This is a genomic window from Qipengyuania sp. R86523 (assembly GCF_044596365.1).
GTDB classification, from domain to species: domain Bacteria; phylum Pseudomonadota; class Alphaproteobacteria; order Sphingomonadales; family Sphingomonadaceae; genus Qipengyuania; species Qipengyuania citrea.
Genome location: NZ_CP138997.1, coordinates 1,409,330 through 1,424,805, shown reverse-complemented (window position 1 = coordinate 1,424,805; position 15,476 = coordinate 1,409,330). Strand labels below are relative to the sequence as shown.

The following is a 15,476-nucleotide window of genomic DNA, read 5'->3' as shown; positions in this document are numbered from 1 at the left end:
CGCTAGGATGCTTACGTAATGCGCGCTTTCCTCGCCTTTTTCGCAGCGCTCGGTGCACTGTGCGCCGCGCCGCTGCAGGCGCAGCAGGCCCGGGCTGGGGAACGGGCGGATTTCATCCTGATCGACAAGTCCGAGCGCACGCTGCTGGTCTATCAGGACGACCGCGTGATCCGCCGCTATACGGGCCTGCAATATGGCGATGCGCCGGTCGGCCACAAGCGTTTCCAGGGCGACGAGCGCACGCCCGAGGGGCGCTACACCATCACCTATGGCAACCGCCAGTCGAGCTATTACCTCAGCCTGCACATCGATTATCCAAATGCGCAGGACCGCGCCTATGCGCGTAGCCGCGGCCGGTCGCCGGGCGGGCTGATCTTCATTCACGGACAGCCCAACGGGCTCCCCTACGATGCGCGCGTGCCGGGTGACTGGACCGACGGCTGCATCGCACTGTCGAATGCCGAGATCGCCGAACTGTGGAGCCTGGTGCCCGACGGTACGCCAATCGAGATCCGGCCCTAGCCGCGATCTTCCTGCAGCATGGCGACCTGCAATTGCAGCCGTTTGACCTCGGTCAGCACGGCCAGCATGTTCATCCGCGCGAACATCCATTCCTTGAGGAAACCCTGCATCACCAGCAGCGCGAGGCCGGTAAGGCCCCAGCCGATCAGCGCTTCGAGGCTGTCGAAGGTCAGCGCGCGGTACAGGCAATAGGCCAGCGCCAGCCCGATCACGATGGCCAGCGCGAAGCTGAATTTCATCCATCCACCGAGCGGACCATGCATGCTGTCGCCGATCTGGCGGAACATGCCGCGATCGGGCCCGAGGCTGGCGAGGAATTCCCTGTCGTCCGCGTCGAGCGCGCTGCGAATACGGGCATCTGTGTCGGTCATGGGTCGTCTCCGGATAGAGCCGCCTTCAGCTTGCGGCGGGCATGGAACAGGCGGGTCTTGGCGGTACCCAGCGGTACGGCCTGGACCTCGGCGATTTCGGCGAGCGTCAGCCCCTCGCCGAAGAACAATTGCGCGGCGAGCCGCTGGTCCGCCGGCAGCGCGGCAATCGCCTGTGCCTCGATGGCGGCGCTCGCGCTGCGCCGATCGCACCCGGTCCGCGCAGCGCCGCCGGAGGATCCCGAAGGCCCAGGGTGCGAAGCGGGCGGGGTCGCGCAGGCCGCCGATCCCGCGCAGGATCGCGATCCAGCTGTCCTGCACCGCAACCAGCGCGCTGTCGGTGTCGCCGAGCAGGCGCCGCGCGGTACGCAGGAGCCGCGGGTGCCAGCGCCGGGCCAGCCGTTCTCCGGCTTCGCGGTCACCCGCTTGCACCAGCGTGACGAGCCATTCGTCATAGCGCCGACCGGCTTCCGATTGGGCCGGTGGGGGAGGAGCGGTCTTGCTGCCAGTCACATGGGGATAGTCGCAGCAGCCGCGCGAATGGTTCAGTCGTGTGCGCGATTTGTACCCCGCTTCTTGACCTGATCCGCTTTTGTTCTCACCATGTTCTACATCTGCAGTGAAGGAGCGCGAGTCGATGCAAGCCAATTTCGATTACGAGCCGGTGCGCGATGCTGCCGGATGCCAGCTGTCGGTCACCGTCCTGGCCGACCGCGACCATATCCGCGCGGAAATGCGCGAAGATGCGCTCGCGGCGGGTTTCCGGGTGCGCGAATGCTGCAGCCTCGAAGAATATGCGCAGGGGCCGCTCGCGGCGCTGGGCGATCTCGTGATGGTCGATTGCGCGGTAGCGAGCGCGGATGCGCTGGCGCTGCTCTCGCGGCTCGACATGCGCGGGGGAAAGGCCGGCGCGCAGTTGGTGGTATCGACCACCATGGCCGCGCTCGATAGCGTGTTCGGCTGCTTTTCGCTCTCGGCCCCGCAGATCCTGGTCGATCCGGGCCGCGTCGAACGGATCATCGCGATCGGCCGCGTGCTGGCGCGCGTGCCCAACCTGCGGCTGCGCGAAATGGGCGAAGAGGACCGGCTGATGCTGTTGCGACTGACCGAACAGGTCGGCCGGATCGCCGAACGGCTGGAGAAACTTTCGCCCGGGCAGCGCGAGGGCGGGGGCGCCTTCCGCTTCGAATCCCCCGCGCAAGCATGGCGGGCGCAGGGCGAAGACCAGCGGTCCGCGCGCGAAGAGGAACAGCGGCCGCGTCTGCCCGAAGCGGCCGTGCTGCGGCGGATCATCAAGGCCCGCCAAGCGCGCATGCGCCATTTCGACGCCGACCTGTTCGCCGATCCGGCGTGGGATATTCTGCTCGATCTCGCCGCAGCACGCGCCGAACGCCAGCAGGTTTCGGTTACGTCGCTCTGCATCGCCGCCGGGGTCCCGGCAACCACGGCATTGCGCTGGATCGGGCAGATGGTCGATGCCGACCTACTGGTCCGCGTGTCCGACCCGCACGACCGCCGCCGCGCCTATATCGCGCTGTCCGACAACACGGCCGACGCGCTGGCCCGTTATTTCAGCGAAATCGGCGTCACCGACCTGGCGGTGGTCTAGCTGCGTCGCAGGATGACCGTGAGGCCGCTTGCAGGAGCCTCTGCGGGAAGGGGCGCGCGGGCGGCGTCGGCGCGGGCGCGGATCAGGATGGTCTCGGGAACCTGCGGGTCGTGCAGCACGGTGTCGGCGCGGCCCAGCGCGCGCGCCTGGCGGATCGTCAGGTCCTCCGGATCGTCGCTGGCAAGCGTGACGTCGACGACCTGCGCCCCATCGTCAGCCCGGATCCGATCGAGCCAGCCGTCGACCCCCTCGGCACTCGCGGGTTCGAACGGGTCGAGCCGGCCGCCTTCCTGCAGCGCGGCGTCGATCGCTCGGCGGCGGGTATCGCCATCGGGATAGCGCGCCCGGATCCGGTCGCGCGCGGCGCTCAGCCCGCTCGCCAGCGCGCCCAGCGATTGCGGCAGGATGGATTCGAGCCGCAGCCGCAGGTGTTTCGCCAATCCGGCCGATGCGCCGCCGGTGCTTACTGCAACCAGCACAGGGTCGCGGTCGAGCACGCTGGGGAGCGTGAAATCGCACAGTTCGGGACGGTCCGCCACGTTGACCAGCAAGCCCATGCGCTTGAGGCGCAGCGCGGCGGTCTGGGCGGCATGTCCGTCTTCCAGCGCCACGAATGCCAGCCTGGCGTAATGCGCTTCTGTCTCGGGGCAGGGGATGCCCCCTGCGCGTTCCACCAGCCGCGCCTTGGCCGCTGCCATTTCGCCTTCGCCGACAACGACGACATGCGCGCCGGCGATCCGGTGGAAGAGCGGCAGGCTATGCATCGCGCCGCTGCATCAGGTGAGCCATTCGGGAACGCGTTCGGCATCCATGATCGCCGCTGCCGCGATCCGGTCGGCAACCACGGCATAGCGGTCGCCGTCGACCAGCGCTTCGGCCACGAAGCCACGCGAGTTGTAGGATGAAGCCATCGTCGCGCCATAGGCGCCTGCGGTGCGAAATACGGCGAGGTCGCCCGCCACCAGCGCATCGCATTCGCGGTCCATCGCGAAGGTATCGCCCGTCTCGCAGATCGGTCCGACGATATGCGCGGTCATGCGGTCGCCGGTCGGCGCGACCGCGTCGAAATCGTGCCATGCGCCATACATGGCCGGGCGGGCAAGGTCGTTCATCGCCGCATCGACGACGACGAACGGGGGGCCGTTGCCGCTGCGCTTGGCGCGGATCACCCGCGTCAGCAGCACGCCGGCATTGCCCGCGATCACGCGCCCGGGTTCGAACATGAGCTGCACCCCCCAGTCGCGCGTCACCCGCGCGACCATTGCGCCGTATTCGGCGGGGGAGGGCAAGTTTTCACCTGCTTTGTAGGGCACCCCCAGTCCGCCGCCGAGATCGGCATGCGTCACCGTGCATCCCGCGGCGCGCAATTCCGCAATCAGCGCGCCGACCTTGCCGAAGGCTGTCTCCAGCGGCTCGAGCGTCGAGAGCTGGCTGCCGATGTGCACTGCCACGCCGCGCATATCGAGGCCGTCCTCCTGCGCCAGCCGGCCATAGATATCTGCCGCCCGGTCGAGCGGGACGCCGAACTTGTTCTCGCGCTTGCCGGTCGAGATTTTCTCATGCGTGCGCGCATCGACATCGGGGTTGACCCGCAGCGCGCAGGCCGCGCGCTTGCCGTGTCGTGCGGCAATCGCGGCCAGCTCGTAGCCTTCCTCTTCGCTCTCGATGTTGAACTGGCCGATGTCCGCCTCGAGACCCTGCACCAGTTCGGCATGCGTCTTGCCGACGCCCGAGAAAACGATATCCGCGGGTTTCATGCCCGCTGCCAGCGCCCGGGCCAGTTCCCCGCCCGAGACGACATCGGCGCCATAGCCCTCGCTGGCGAGGATCTTGAGCACCGCCAGGTTGGGATTGGCCTTAACCGCAAAGGCGATGTGCGGGTTGTCGACCCCTGCCAGCGCTTCGCGAAACACGCGGGCGTGCCGCGCGAGCGTGGCGCGCGAATAGATGTAGACGGGCGTCCCGACTTCTTCCGCAATGCGCGGCAGCGGAACGTCCTCGGCGTGAAGCACGCCGTCTTTCAGCTCGAAATGGTCCATGGCAGGCCCCTGCCCAAAGGCATTCTCTTTGTCGAGCAAGCCTTGCTTGCCCGATTGAAATTCACTCGGGCGGCAGATCGAAAGGATCGTCCTCGCGCTCTTCCGAACGGGTCCGCAGCTCGACGCTGCGCGCGGGGGCGGCCTCGGGATCGAGCACCAGCAGTTCATCGGCGGTGGGCTGCACATCCGCGCCATAGGGGGCGGGCGGCAGCGCTGCGCCTTCTACCGGTTCGAGCGCGGATTTCTGCCCGCAGGCAGCAAGCATCAGCAGCGCGGCAAGGGCGATCCGGTGGCGCATCAATCCTCCATGCCGAGACGCTGTTTCGCCGCGGCCACCTGCTGCCTTACGCGCTGCGGCGCCGTTCCGCCATAGGAAGCGCGCGCCGCGACCGAGGCATCGACCGACAGCGCATCGAAAACGCGTTCGTCGATGCGTTCGTCGATAGCCTTGAGATCGCCGATCGACAGCCCATCGAGCGCGACGCCCTGCTCGTCGGCCAGCTTCACGGCCGCCCCGGTAATGTGGTGCGCTTCGCGGAACGGAATGTCCGCCTGCCGCACCAGCCAGTCGGCCAGGTCGGTCGCGGTGGCGTGGCCGGCTTCGGCCGCACGGCGCATGCGCGCGGTGTCGAAGCCGCTGTCGGCCACCATCCCCGCCATGGCGGCAAGGCTGAGATCGATCAGGCCTGCAGCCTCGAACACCGGCGGCTTGTCGTCCTGCATGTCCTTCGAATAGGCGAGCGGCAGGCCCTTCATCGTGATCATCAGCGATGTCGCGCAGCCGATCACGCGGCCGGCATGCCCGCGCACCAGCTCGGCGGCATCGGGATTGCGCTTCTGCGGCATGATCGAACTGCCCGTCGACAGCGTGTCGGGCAGCTTGACGAAGCCGAAGGGCTGGCTGGCCCAGATGATGAATTCCTCCGCCAGCCGCGACAGGTGCAGCGAACACTGGCTCGCCGCGGTCAGGTAATCGAGCGCGAAATCGCGGTCCGATACGGCGTCGAGGCTGTTGCGCGTGGGCTGTGCGAAGCCAAGCGCCTCGGCGGTCATGTCGCGGTCGAGGTCGAAGCCGGTGCCCGCCAGCGCCGCCGAGCCCAGCGGGCATTCGTCCATCCGCACCAGTGCATCGGCGAAGCGCGAACGATCCCGCATCAGCATTTCGAAATAGGCCAGCAGGTGATGGCCCAGCGTCACCGGCTGCGCGGTCTGCAAATGCGTGAAGCCGGGCATGATCGTGCCGGCATGCTCCTCGGCGCGGGCGACCAGCGCGGCCAGCACCGCTTCGATGCCCGCGATGGCGCGCCGGTTGGCGGTGCGCACCCACATGCGGAAGTCGGTCGCCACCTGGTCGTTGCGGCTGCGCGCGGTGTGCAGCCGCCCCGCTACCGGGCCGACGATTTCGGTCAGGCGGGCCTCCACGGTCATGTGGATGTCTTCCAGGTCCCAGTCCTCGGGGACCCCGTCGCGCTCGTACTCCGCGGCGATCTGCTGCAATCCGCGATCGATGGTGCCCGCATCTTCGGCCGAGACGATACCCTGCCGCGCCAGCATCGCGACATGCACCCGGCTGCCTTCGATATCCTCGCGCCACAGGATCTTGTCGAACGGAATGGAGGCGTTGATTTCGCGCATGATCGCGCTAGGTCCTTCGGCGAACCTGCCGCCCCACATGCTGTTGGAGCCCTGAGTGTCCCGCTTGTCGTTCACGCTTGCCATCATCCTCGGTCTTGCAGTCGCGGGCTGCGATAGGGGCGCACCCGATGCGGCGCAAGAAAGCAGCGCTTCGTCCGCCCTAACCGGACAGATCGACGACAGCGCGGCGGGCGAACTGATGCCGGCGCTGAATGTGACCGATCCGGCAGGGCGTACGCTCAATCTCGGTGCGCTGCAGGGCACGCCCGTCCTGCTCAACCTCTGGGCCACCTGGTGTGCGCCGTGTGTCGAGGAGATGCCGCTGCTCGATACACTTGCCGGCGAATACGAAGGTCGCCTGCGCGTGCTGACCGTGAGCCAGGACATGCAGGCCGCCGAAGTGGTCGGCCCGTTCTTCGCTCAGGGCGGCTATGCGAGGCTCGAACCCTGGATGGATCCCGAAAGCGCAATCGGCTTCGCGGTCGGCGGGGGGAGCATGCCCACCACCGTGCTCTACGATGCCGCGGGGCAGGAGGTCTGGCGGGTGCAGGGCGGTTACGACTGGACCAGCGAGGAAGCGCGCGCCGCGATCGACCGCGCTATCGCGGAGTAGGGCGGCAAGCGGCGCCTCGCGGGTGCCACAATCGCGGCACCGGCGGAAATGGTGGGCGATGACGGGCTCGAACCGCCGACCCTCTCGGTGTAAACGAGATGCTCTACCAACTGAGCTAATCGCCCGCTCCGTTTCAGCGGTGCGCTGCACATAGCGCCCAATTCGGCAAAATCAATTGCCGAGATCGCGCGTGGCCCGCTAGGCGGCGGGCATGACCACCAAGCTTACCGTCCTCGCCACCGGCGGCACGATCGCCGGGATCGCCGGTTCCGCGATTACTCCGGGATACCGTTCGGGCGAGATCGGGATCGAGGACTATCTCGAAAAGGTCGGCGGGCTCGGGCTCGAGGCCGAGCTTTCGGGCAAGCAGATCGCCAATATCAATTCGGCCGACATCGGACCGATGGTGTGGACCCCGCTCCACCAGGCTGCGCAGGCGGCGCTGGCGGACCCGGCGTGCCAGGGTGTCATCGTCACCCACGGCACCGATACGCTGGAAGAAACCGCGTTCCTGCTCGACCAGACGCTGCCGGCGGACAAGCCCGTCGTGGTGGTCGGCGCGATGCGGCCCGCCGATGCGGTGGGCTATGACGGGCTGCGCAATTTCGCCAATGCCGTACGCGTGGCGAGCGATCCCGATGCCGCAGGGCGCGGGGTGCTGGTGGTGATGGGCGACCGGATCTTTGCCGCGCGCGACGTCTACAAGGTCCGCACGCGCGGGACCGAGGCCTTTCGCGGGTTCCCGCGCGAATCGGTCGGACTGGTAACACCCGCTTCGCTCGAATGGTTCGGCGCACCCTGGCGGACCGGGGCCGGGGCGGCCTTCGGCTGGCCCGAGAGTTTCCCCGGGGTGGCCATCGTCTACGCCTATGCCGGTCTCGACGGGGCCGACCTGAACCGGCAGGTGAGCGATACCATGCGCGGGATCGTGCTGGCTGGTGTTGGCGAAGGGAACATGCCAGATGGCGTCCGTCAGGAACTGGCGAGGCTTGCTTCGCGCGGGGTTTGCGTCATCCGCGCCAGCCGGGCTGACGAGGGACTGGTCGACCGCGAGGACGAGGACGATGCCAACGGTTTCGTCGCGGCCCGCGCGCTTAACCCGCAAAAGGCGCGGATCCTGCTGCAATTGCTGCTGGCCGCGGGCGAAAGCGATCCCGCCACGATCCAGCGCGCCTTCGACATGAGGTAGGCCGGACGGTGTCCCCGCCCGCATCGCTGTGCGGACGGGGAAGCTTTCGGGTCGCGCCTAGCCGTGCGGCATCACGAGATATTTCTCGCCGGTCTTCATCTGGCGATAATCGAGGATCGCATCCTTGGTCAGCATGCCTTCGAGATCGACCTTGGTCTTGTAACCGCTGGCGAAGGTGGTGGTGAGGTTGTCGAGCACGCGCTTGCGCATGCGCATTACCGTTTCCATTCCCGCGGTTTGCAGGAACGGCGTCAGCAGCCAGCCCGAGAGCGTCCAGCCGAAGCCGTAGCTGGGGGTCAGCGTGGTCGGCCCGAAGTCGAGGCGGCCATAGATGAACATCCGCTTCTGCTGGTTCGAGCCATAGCGCGAATATTCGGTCATCTTGCCGACCGCGACCTGTTCCATTGCCTTGAAGCAGGTGTCGACCATCTTGCCGCCGCCGATCGGATCGAAGCCGTAGAAAGCATCGGTATCGTCGATCGCCGCCTTGAGCTGGTCGAGGAAATCGTCGTCGGAGGAATTCACGACATGCGTCGCGCCCTGATCCTTGAGCAGCTTGGCCTGTTCGTCCTTGCGCACGATATTGACGAGGCCCATGCCGTCCTCGAGGCAGATGCGGTTGAGCATCTGGCCGAGATTTGATGCGCCGACGGTGTGCAGGATCGCCTTGTGGCCATCCATCCGGGCGTTCTCGACGAAGCCGAGTGCGGTCATCGGATTGACGAAGCTCGACGCGCCGGCTTCAGCGCTGTGATCGCCCAGCGGCAGGCACATGGCGGCATCGGCAATCGCGTATTCGCTGTAGGCGGTGCCCGGCACGCAGGCGACCCGCTGGCCCATCAGCGCCTTGGCCATGTCGCTGTCGCCGGTCGCGATGACCGTGCCTGCACCTTCGTTGCCTGCGGGCAGGCGCTGGCCATGGCGGGCTTTCTGACCCGAGTTGAACGGCTCGGGCATCTTGGCGACGACCTTGCCGGGCGAATAGTCGGCATTCTCGAAATCGGCCGCGCCGGTCAGGATGGCGAGGTCCGAGGGATTGATCGGCGCCGCTTCCATCTTGACCAGCACCTGATTGCCGGTGGGATCAGGAAATTCGCTCTGCGCGATCTCGACGGTCAGCGTACCGTCGCTTTCAAGAGTGGTGAAAAGCTGCTTTCCGGTGGTGGTCATCTGCATTCTCCCAATTCAATTCTGGACCTAACCGGCCTATCGCTAGGCGCGCTCGTGGCGCTTGGCTAGGGTGACGTTGGGTCAACTATCCGCGGGGTAGCTTGCCGATACGAAATACAGGCCGTGCGGCGGCGCGTTCAATCCCAGCTCTTGCCGGTCGCGCGCCGCCAGCGCTTCGACCATGCGTTCCTCGGGCCAGCGGCCCATCCCGACCAGCGCGAGGCAGCCGACCATCGAGCGGACCTGGTGATGGAGGAAGCTGCGCGCTTCAGCGTGAACGCGGACTTCCGTGCCCATCGGCGTCGCCACCTGCTCGACATCGAGCCGATCGAGCGTCTTGACCGGGCTGTCCGACTGGCAATGCACCGAGCGGAAAGTGGTGAAATCATGCAGCCCGACCAGCGCCTGCGCCGCGCGGTGCATGGCCTGCGCATCGAGTTCCTGCGGCACCTGCCACAGCCGGCCGCGTTCCAGCGTCAGCGGCGCGCGGCGGTTGGCAATCCGATAGACATAGGACCGCCCGGTGCAGGAAAAGCGCGCGTGCCAGTCGTCGGGGACGATCGCGCAATGCGTCACCGCGACCGGATCGGGGCGGAGGTGCGCGTTGAGCGCCTCCATCAGCCGGTAAGGCTTGATGTCCTTCTCGGCATCCAGATGGCTGCGCATCGCGATCGCATGGACGCCCGCATCGGTCCGGCCGGCGCTGTGCAGCCGCACCTCTTCGCCCAGCACGCGAAACGCCGCTTCCTCGACCGCCTGCTGGACGCTGGGCCCGTCCTTCTGCCGCTGGAGGCCGAAGAAGGGCGTCCCGTCGAATTCGAGAGTAAGCGCGAAACGGGTCATTCTGGCGCTACGCTCCCCGTCCCGTCATTCCCGCGCAGGCGGGAATCCAGCCGACGATCGCGGCAGGCGAGAGGGTATCTGGACCCCCGCCTTCGCGGGGGTGACGTGCTGAGGTTACGGTCATTCGAGGATCGCACCCGGCACCACTGCATTGCCGCGCAGGAAAGTGTACAAGTCCATCTTCGGCTTGCCCGCGCGTTGCAGTTCGAGCGGACGGATCGCCCCCTCGGTGCATGCGATCGCCAGCCGCTCATCAAGAAGTTCGCCAGGCGCGCCCGCCCCCTCGACCACCTCGGCGCGCAGCAGTTTCACCCGCTGGCCACCGAGTTCGAACCAGGCCCCGGGAAAGGGCGAGAGACCGTGGATATGCCGAACCACCTCCACCGCCGGACGGTCCCAGTCGATCCGCGCCTCGGCCTTGTCGATCTTGGCGGCATAGGTCGCATCGGCATCGTCCTGCGCGATCGGCACATGGATCTTGAGGTCGCGCAAGGTGCCGACCATCAGTTGCGCGCCGAGTTCGGCCAGTTCTTCGGTAAGCTCGCCGGTGGTCTTGTCCTCGATCGGCGTGCGCGCCATCGCCAGCATCGGCCCGGTGTCGAGCCCGGCCTCCATCTGCATGATCGTGACGCCGGTCACAGTGTCACCCGCCATCACCGCCCGGTGGATCGGCGCCGCACCGCGCCAGCGCGGCAGGATCGAGGCATGCACGTTGAGGCAGCCATTGGCGGGTGCATCGAGCACCGCCTGCGGCAGGATGAGCCCATAGGCCGCGACCACCGCGACGTCGGCGTGGAGTGCGGCGAAGGCCGCCTGCTCTTCGGCCGATTTCAATGATTTGGGATGGCGGACCTCGATCCCCAGATCGCTGGCGCGCTGGTGCACCGGGGTGGGGGTCAGTTCCTTCCCGCGGCGGCCACCCGGACGCGGCGGCTGGGTGTAGACACAGACGACCTCATGCGCCGCATCGACCAGCGCCTGCAGCGTCGGCACTGCGAAATCGGGCGTTCCCATGAAGATTATGCGCATGATTGGGCGGTTGGCCTTTCTCTGTTTGGCTGCGGCCCCTATCTGTCGCCCCATGGCATCGCAAGAGATCGAAACCCTCGCCGCTGCACTGGCGCGCCTGCCCGGGCTCGGACCGCGCAGCGCCCGGCGCGCGGTGCTGTGGCTGGTCAAGCGCCGCGAAAGCGCGCTGCCCGCACTGCTCGAAGCGCTCGCCACGGTGGGCGAAGCGCTGGTCGAATGCGACACTTGCAGCAATGTCGACACCACCAACCCGTGCGGGATCTGCCGCGATCCGCGGCGCGACCTGAAATCGCTCTGCGTGGTCGAGGATGTCGCCGACCTGTGGGCGCTCGACCGCGCGAAGCTGTTCACCGGGAAATACCACGTGCTCGGCGGCAAGCTGTCCGCGCTCGACGGGGTGCGGCCCGAAGACCTCAATATCGCGCAATTGCTGGCGCGCGTGGAGGCGGGCGGGGTGGACGAGGTGGTGCTGGCGATGAACGCCACGCTCGAAGGGCAGACGACCGCGCATTACCTCGCCGAACGGCTGGAAGAGCATCCGGTGCGCATCACGCAGCTTGCCCACGGCCTGCCGGTCGGCGGCGAGCTCGACTATCTCGACGAAGGCACGCTCGCCCAGGCGCTACGCGCGCGGCGGCCGATGGGGTAAATCCCGGCGCGTGCAGACGGGGTATGGCCTGTGCGCAACGAACAATTGAAGAATCCGCATGGCGCGACTATCTGGCAACCCATGGCTATCCGTGAAATCCTCGAAGTGCCGGATCCCCGGCTCAAAACCGTGTCCGAACCCGTCACCGAATTCGGCGAAGAGCTGAACGAACTCGTCTCCGACATGTTCGAAACCATGTATGCCGCGCCCGGTATCGGCCTTGCCGCGATCCAGGTCGGCGTCCCCAAGCGCGTGCTGGTGATCGACCTCCAGCCCGAGGATGAGGATGCCGAGCCCGAACCGTGCAATCACGACGGGCACGAACACGTCCACTATCCGACGAAGAAGGAGCCGCGGGTTTTCATCAACCCCGAAATCCTCGATCCCGCGGAAGACCTCGCCAGCTACCAGGAAGGCTGCCTCTCGGTCCCCGACATCTTCGCCGATGTCGACCGCCCGGCAACCTGCCGCGTGCGTTATCAGGACCTCGAGGGCGAAACGCATGAAGAGGACATGGAAGGGCTGATGGCCACCTGCATCCAGCACGAGATGGACCATCTCGAAGGCATCCTGTTCATCGACCACCTCAGCCGCCTCAAGCGCAACATGGCGCTCAAGAAGCTGAAGAAGCTGCGCGAAGCGGCGTAAGGGCTTCCCCCACAATTGCGTCATCCCCGCGCAGGCGGGGATCCAGCTGAGTTGGGTTCCTTTCGCGACGTTATCTGGGCCCCTGTCAGCGCAGGGGCGACGCATGTGTTGATTGTGGCAATGTGCACCTAGCGTTCCCGCTCCGTTCTGCGTAGGGTCGCGCCATGGATCCGACCCTCATTGCCATCATCGTACTCGTCCTCGGCCTCGCGCTGGGATATTTCCTCGGTCACCGCTTCGGCTCCGCGCCGGTCAAGGACTGGCAGGCCCGCCATGGCGAGCGTGATGCGGAGGCGAAGGAACTCGACGCGAAGTTCCGCAAGGCGATCGTCGACCTGGAAAATGCCACGGTCCGCGCCGAGCGCGCCGACGCGCTCGACGGCGAATTGCGCGAAACGCGCCGCGAGCACGAGGCGGTGCTCGAAGAAATGCGCCGCACCAACGGGGCGCTCAGCGCCGAGCTTGCGACACTGAAGGAAAAGACCGCCAATTTCGACGAGCAGAAGCGCCTGCTGATCGAAGCGCGCGAGGAAATGCTCAAGGAATTCCAGAACACCGGTTCGGCGGTGCTGACCAAGGCGCAGGATGCGTTTCTCGAACGCGCGACCGAGCGGCTGGGGCATTCGGAAAAGACCTCCGAAGCCAAGATCCGCGAATTGCTGCAACCGGTGGGCGACCGGCTCAAGAAATACGAGGATCAGGTCGCCGCGCTGGAGGAAAAGCGCACCAATGCGTTCTCCTCGCTCGCAGCGCAGATCGAGCAGATGCGGCTGGGCCAGGAAGAGGTCAGGCGCGAGGCGCAGCGGCTCGGCAACAGCCTCACCAACGCGCCCAAGGCACGCGGCCGCTGGGGCGAGCGCGCGCTGCAGAACGTGCTCGAACAATGCGGCCTGTCCGAACACACCGATTTCATTCTCGAACATTCGATCGAGACCGACGAGGGGCGTCTGCGCCCCGACGCGGTGGTCCATGTGCCGGGCCAGAAGAAGCTGGTAATCGACGCCAAGGTTTCCTTGAACGCCTATCAGGCCGCGTTCGAGGCCGATGACGAGGGTGAACGCGTCCGGCATCTCGACCTGCACGCGAAATCGATGCGCGGGCATGTCCAGACGCTCGGTTCGAAAAGTTACCAGAGCCAGTTCGACGACACGCCCGACTATGTCGTCATGTTCGTCCCCGGCGAGCATTTCGTCGCCGCTGCGCTCGAACACGATCCCGAATTGTGGGACTTCGCCTTCCGCAACAAGGTGCTGCTCGCGACGCCGACCAATCTCGTCGCGATCGCGCGCACGGTCGCGCAGGTCTGGCGGCAGGACACGATTGCACAGGAAGCAGTCGAGATCGGCAAGGCCGGGGCGGAGCTTTACGATCGCCTCGCGGTCGCGGCCGAACATATGAAGCGCGTCGGCGGCGGATTGGAAACCGCGGTCAATAATTACAACAAGTTCGTCGGCAGTTTCGAGCGCAACGTGCTGTCCGCCGGGCGCCGCTTGCATGACAAGGGCATCGAGATCGGCAAGCGCGAGATCGACGAAGTGCCCCAGGTCGAGGCGACCCCGCGTTACAATGCCGAGGATGCCGCGCAGATCGGAAGCGCGGGAACGCCGAAGTCCACGGCGGCCGATTAGGGCGGAAACCTTCGTCCGGGATCGACGTTGGTCGCAAAACGGGTTCGTCTGCAGGACGTGTTTCGCCCGTAGAAGCAGATCGAGGACTTTCTCATGCAACGCGGTGATGGTGGAGGCGAACGTGCCACCTTCGACCAGTCCCAGCAGGCTGGCCGGACCTTCAGCCCCGATTCGGACAATTTCGCCGGCGCCACCGGGCTGCTGTTCGAGCAGGCCATGGCACAGACGCGGATGGCGGTGTGCCTGACCGATCCGCACCAGCAAGACCAGCCCATCGTATTCTGTAACAAGGCGTTCGAGAAACTGACCGGGTACCGGCAGGATGAGATCATCGGCCGCAACTGCCGTTTCCTCCAGGGCCCGAAGACCAGTTCCGAGCAGATCGCCAAGCTTCGGCACGCGGTGGACAATGAAGACGTGCTGGTGGTCGAGCTGCTCAACTATCGCAAGGACGGATCGACCTTCTGGAACGCGCTCCACCTCGGCCCGATTTACGATGAAGATGGCGAACTGCGCTATTTCTTCGGCAGCCAGTGGGATGTCAGCGACATCCATCTGGCGCGCGCCGAGGAAAAGCACGCCAAGGTCATGGCGCGCGAAGTGTCGCACCGGCTCAAAAACGTCTTTGCGGTCATCGGCGGTATCGTGAACATCACAGGCCGCGCGATGAATGCGCGCGAACTGGCGAGCAAGATCAACGAACGGATCAAGGCGCTCGGCCGCGCATACGAGCCCACTCTGGACGAAGCCTCGTTCGGCACGATCGAGGTGGGGCAGGCGATCCGCTCGGTGCTGGCCCCCTACGATCCCGAGGGCGACCGGATCGTCTTCGACGGGGACAGCGCGCGGACCGAACCCAATGCAGTGTCGGCGCTGGGGCTGACGCTGCACGAATTCGCGACCAATGCATCGAAATACGGGGCGCTGTCGAACGGTGGCGGGACTATCACCGTATCGTGGCGCCACGATGAAGACCGCCATGGCCGCCAGTCGCTGGTGATCGAATGGGTGGAACGCGGCGGCCCGCCGATCCACCGCAAACCCGAAGAAACCGGGACCGGTTTCGATATTGCCGAGCGGCTGCTGTCCTATTCGCGCGGCACGCTCGACCGCGCCTGGGAGGAAGACGGCTTGCACGCGACCATTTCATTGCCGCTGACATCATGAAATCCATCCTGATCCTGGAAGACGAGCCCTTCATCGCGCTCGACCTGCAACTCGCCTTCGAAGATGATGGTGCGCGCGCGGTCGTGGCGGTCAATTGCGACGAAGCTTTCGAGCTGCTGCGGACCACCGAGATCGATGGCGCGGTACTCGACGTGAACCTCGGCCGCAGCGAAACCTGTGAACCCGTGGCGGTGGAGTTGAAGAAACGCGGCGTACCCTTCCTGCTGCATACGGGCGACCTCGACCGTACGGGCGAAGCGCTGCGCGAACTCAATGCGCCGATCATGGCCAAGCCCAGCGGGGCCGAGGAAGTGGTGGCGAAGCTGTTCGGGTTGCGCCGTTCCTGCGAGCCGGCCTGAGCGCCGCG

18 protein-coding genes, 1 tRNA gene and 1 pseudogene are annotated in these 15,476 nt (G+C 66.3%); 9 read left to right on the top strand and 11 right to left on the bottom strand.

Annotated elements, in window-relative coordinates; all coding sequences use genetic code 11:
- Window positions 1–18: 18 nt before the first annotated feature.
- On the top strand, window positions 19–522 hold the full coding sequence (locus tag SJY12_RS07105; RefSeq protein WP_063506992.1) for a murein L,D-transpeptidase family protein: 504 nt from the start codon (window positions 19–21) through the stop codon (window positions 520–522).
- Here SJY12_RS07105 and SJY12_RS07100 read toward each other — a convergent pair.
- The 3 genes and pseudogenes from SJY12_RS07100 to SJY12_RS07090 all read right to left on the bottom strand — a co-directional run.
- Window positions 519–893, bottom strand: a complete 375-nt coding sequence (locus SJY12_RS07100; RefSeq protein WP_063506991.1) for a DUF6768 family protein — start codon at window positions 891–893, stop codon at window positions 519–521. The genes SJY12_RS07105 and SJY12_RS07100 overlap by 4 nt on opposite strands.
- Window positions 890–1,021 (bottom strand): RNA polymerase sigma factor, encoded by a 132-nt coding sequence (locus tag SJY12_RS07095; RefSeq protein WP_397506665.1) that lies wholly within the window; start codon window positions 1,019–1,021, stop codon window positions 890–892. Before SJY12_RS07095 ends, SJY12_RS07100 begins: the two co-directional genes overlap by 4 nt.
- Before the next feature lie 124 nt (window positions 1,022–1,145).
- Window positions 1,146–1,322: pseudogene (locus SJY12_RS07090) on the bottom strand (sigma factor); the annotation flags it as partial.
- 205 nt (window positions 1,323–1,527) lie between these two features.
- On the opposite strand from SJY12_RS07090, the gene SJY12_RS07085 reads away from it, so the two are divergent.
- Window positions 1,528–2,499, top strand: coding sequence for a MarR family transcriptional regulator (locus SJY12_RS07085; RefSeq protein WP_397504895.1), 972 nt, complete (start codon window positions 1,528–1,530; stop codon window positions 2,497–2,499).
- Here the strand turns inward: SJY12_RS07085 and SJY12_RS07080 are convergent.
- The 4 genes from SJY12_RS07080 to argH all read right to left on the bottom strand — a co-directional run bounded on the left by SJY12_RS07080 (window position 2,496) and on the right by argH (window position 6,212).
- Window positions 2,496–3,263, bottom strand: coding sequence for a bifunctional precorrin-2 dehydrogenase/sirohydrochlorin ferrochelatase (locus tag SJY12_RS07080; RefSeq protein ID WP_397504894.1), 768 nt, complete (start codon window positions 3,261–3,263; stop codon window positions 2,496–2,498). The two genes, SJY12_RS07085 and SJY12_RS07080, sit on opposite strands and share 4 nt — an antisense overlap.
- 12 nt (window positions 3,264–3,275) lie before the next feature.
- A complete protein-coding gene (lysA, locus tag SJY12_RS07075; protein ID WP_050599861.1) occupies window positions 3,276–4,538 on the bottom strand; it encodes a diaminopimelate decarboxylase in 1,263 nt (420 codons plus the stop codon).
- 61 nt (window positions 4,539–4,599) lie between these two features.
- Window positions 4,600–4,836 (bottom strand): lipoprotein, encoded by a 237-nt coding sequence (locus SJY12_RS07070; protein WP_050599860.1) that lies wholly within the window; start codon window positions 4,834–4,836, stop codon window positions 4,600–4,602.
- Window positions 4,836–6,212 carry an argininosuccinate lyase gene (gene argH / locus SJY12_RS07065; protein WP_397506663.1) on the bottom strand — a complete coding sequence of 459 codons (1,377 nt, stop codon included), beginning with the start codon at window positions 6,210–6,212 and terminating at the stop codon, window positions 4,836–4,838. The genes SJY12_RS07070 and argH overlap by 1 nt, the downstream gene beginning before the upstream one ends.
- Window positions 6,213–6,228: 16 nt before the next feature.
- Between argH and SJY12_RS07060 the strand changes: the two genes are divergently transcribed.
- A complete protein-coding gene (locus tag SJY12_RS07060; RefSeq protein WP_397504893.1) occupies window positions 6,229–6,786 on the top strand; it encodes a TlpA family protein disulfide reductase in 558 nt (185 codons plus the stop codon).
- A 49-nt stretch (window positions 6,787–6,835) separates the two neighbouring features.
- On the opposite strand, the gene SJY12_RS07055 is transcribed toward SJY12_RS07060, so the two are convergent.
- Window positions 6,836–6,911 (bottom strand) — tRNA-Val (locus tag SJY12_RS07055).
- Window positions 6,912–6,997: 86 nt separating this feature from the next.
- Here SJY12_RS07055 and SJY12_RS07050 point away from each other — a divergent pair.
- On the top strand, window positions 6,998–7,975 hold the full coding sequence (locus tag SJY12_RS07050) for an asparaginase (RefSeq protein WP_397504891.1): 978 nt from the start codon (window positions 6,998–7,000) through the stop codon (window positions 7,973–7,975).
- Window positions 7,976–8,032: 57 nt separating this feature from the next.
- Here SJY12_RS07050 and SJY12_RS07045 read toward each other — a convergent pair whose 3' ends face one another.
- The 3 genes from SJY12_RS07045 to fmt form a co-directional block, all read right to left on the bottom strand.
- On the bottom strand, window positions 8,033–9,145 hold the full coding sequence (locus SJY12_RS07045) for a zinc-binding dehydrogenase (protein ID WP_230833848.1): 1,113 nt from the start codon (window positions 9,143–9,145) through the stop codon (window positions 8,033–8,035).
- A gap of 81 nt (window positions 9,146–9,226) precedes the next feature.
- On the bottom strand, window positions 9,227–9,988 hold the full coding sequence (gene truA / locus SJY12_RS07040; protein ID WP_397504890.1) for a tRNA pseudouridine(38-40) synthase TruA: 762 nt from the start codon (window positions 9,986–9,988) through the stop codon (window positions 9,227–9,229).
- Between the two features lie 120 nt (window positions 9,989–10,108).
- Window positions 10,109–11,017, bottom strand: a complete 909-nt coding sequence (gene fmt / locus SJY12_RS07035) for a methionyl-tRNA formyltransferase (RefSeq protein ID WP_397504889.1) — start codon at window positions 11,015–11,017, stop codon at window positions 10,109–10,111.
- A gap of 52 nt (window positions 11,018–11,069) precedes the next feature.
- Between fmt and recR the strand changes: the two genes are divergently transcribed.
- The 5 genes from recR (at window position 11,070) to SJY12_RS07010 (ending at window position 15,468) form a co-directional block, all read left to right on the top strand.
- Window positions 11,070–11,666 carry a recombination mediator RecR gene (recR, locus tag SJY12_RS07030; protein ID WP_397504888.1) on the top strand — a complete coding sequence of 199 codons (597 nt, stop codon included), beginning with the start codon at window positions 11,070–11,072 and terminating at the stop codon, window positions 11,664–11,666.
- Window positions 11,667–11,747: 81 nt separating this feature from the next.
- Window positions 11,748–12,314: a peptide deformylase gene (locus SJY12_RS07025; RefSeq protein ID WP_397504887.1), complete on the top strand. Its 567-nt coding sequence runs from the start codon at window positions 11,748–11,750 to the stop codon at window positions 12,312–12,314.
- Between the two features lie 164 nt (window positions 12,315–12,478).
- Window positions 12,479–13,942, top strand: a complete 1,464-nt coding sequence (rmuC, locus tag SJY12_RS07020) for a DNA recombination protein RmuC (RefSeq protein WP_397504886.1) — start codon at window positions 12,479–12,481, stop codon at window positions 13,940–13,942.
- A gap of 93 nt (window positions 13,943–14,035) precedes the next feature.
- Window positions 14,036–15,109 (top strand): PAS domain-containing protein, encoded by a 1,074-nt coding sequence (locus SJY12_RS07015; RefSeq protein WP_397504885.1) that lies wholly within the window; start codon window positions 14,036–14,038, stop codon window positions 15,107–15,109.
- Window positions 15,106–15,468, top strand: a complete 363-nt coding sequence (locus SJY12_RS07010) for a response regulator (RefSeq protein WP_050599849.1) — start codon at window positions 15,106–15,108, stop codon at window positions 15,466–15,468. The genes SJY12_RS07015 and SJY12_RS07010 overlap by 4 nt, the downstream gene beginning before the upstream one ends.
- Window positions 15,469–15,476: the final 8 nt, after the last annotated feature.

Coding starts and splice junctions, on each gene's coding strand:
- SJY12_RS07105 (WP_063506992.1), top strand. CDS start 19: ATGCGCGCTTTCCTCGCCTTTTTCGCAGCGCTCGGTGCACTGTGCGCC.
- SJY12_RS07100 (WP_063506991.1), bottom strand. CDS start 893: ATGACCGACACAGATGCCCGTATTCGCAGCGCGCTCGACGCGGACGAC.
- SJY12_RS07085 (WP_397504895.1), top strand. CDS start 1,528: ATGCAAGCCAATTTCGATTACGAGCCGGTGCGCGATGCTGCCGGATGC.
- SJY12_RS07080 (WP_397504894.1), bottom strand. CDS start 3,263: ATGCATAGCCTGCCGCTCTTCCACCGGATCGCCGGCGCGCATGTCGTC.
- lysA (WP_050599861.1), bottom strand. CDS start 4,538: ATGGACCATTTCGAGCTGAAAGACGGCGTGCTTCACGCCGAGGACGTT.
- SJY12_RS07070 (WP_050599860.1), bottom strand. CDS start 4,836: ATGCGCCACCGGATCGCCCTTGCCGCGCTGCTGATGCTTGCTGCCTGC.
- argH (WP_397506663.1), bottom strand. CDS start 6,212: ATGTGGGGCGGCAGGTTCGCCGAAGGACCTAGCGCGATCATGCGCGAA.
- SJY12_RS07050 (WP_397504891.1), top strand. CDS start 6,998: ATGACCACCAAGCTTACCGTCCTCGCCACCGGCGGCACGATCGCCGGG.
- SJY12_RS07045 (WP_230833848.1), bottom strand. CDS start 9,145: ATGACCACCACCGGAAAGCAGCTTTTCACCACTCTTGAAAGCGACGGT.
- truA (WP_397504890.1), bottom strand. CDS start 9,988: ATGACCCGTTTCGCGCTTACTCTCGAATTCGACGGGACGCCCTTCTTC.
- fmt (WP_397504889.1), bottom strand. CDS start 11,017: ATGCGCATAATCTTCATGGGAACGCCCGATTTCGCAGTGCCGACGCTG.
- recR (WP_397504888.1), top strand. CDS start 11,070: ATGGCATCGCAAGAGATCGAAACCCTCGCCGCTGCACTGGCGCGCCTG.
- SJY12_RS07025 (WP_397504887.1), top strand. CDS start 11,748: ATGGCTATCCGTGAAATCCTCGAAGTGCCGGATCCCCGGCTCAAAACC.
- rmuC (WP_397504886.1), top strand. CDS start 12,479: ATGGATCCGACCCTCATTGCCATCATCGTACTCGTCCTCGGCCTCGCG.
- SJY12_RS07015 (WP_397504885.1), top strand. CDS start 14,036: ATGCAACGCGGTGATGGTGGAGGCGAACGTGCCACCTTCGACCAGTCC.
- SJY12_RS07010 (WP_050599849.1), top strand. CDS start 15,106: ATGAAATCCATCCTGATCCTGGAAGACGAGCCCTTCATCGCGCTCGAC.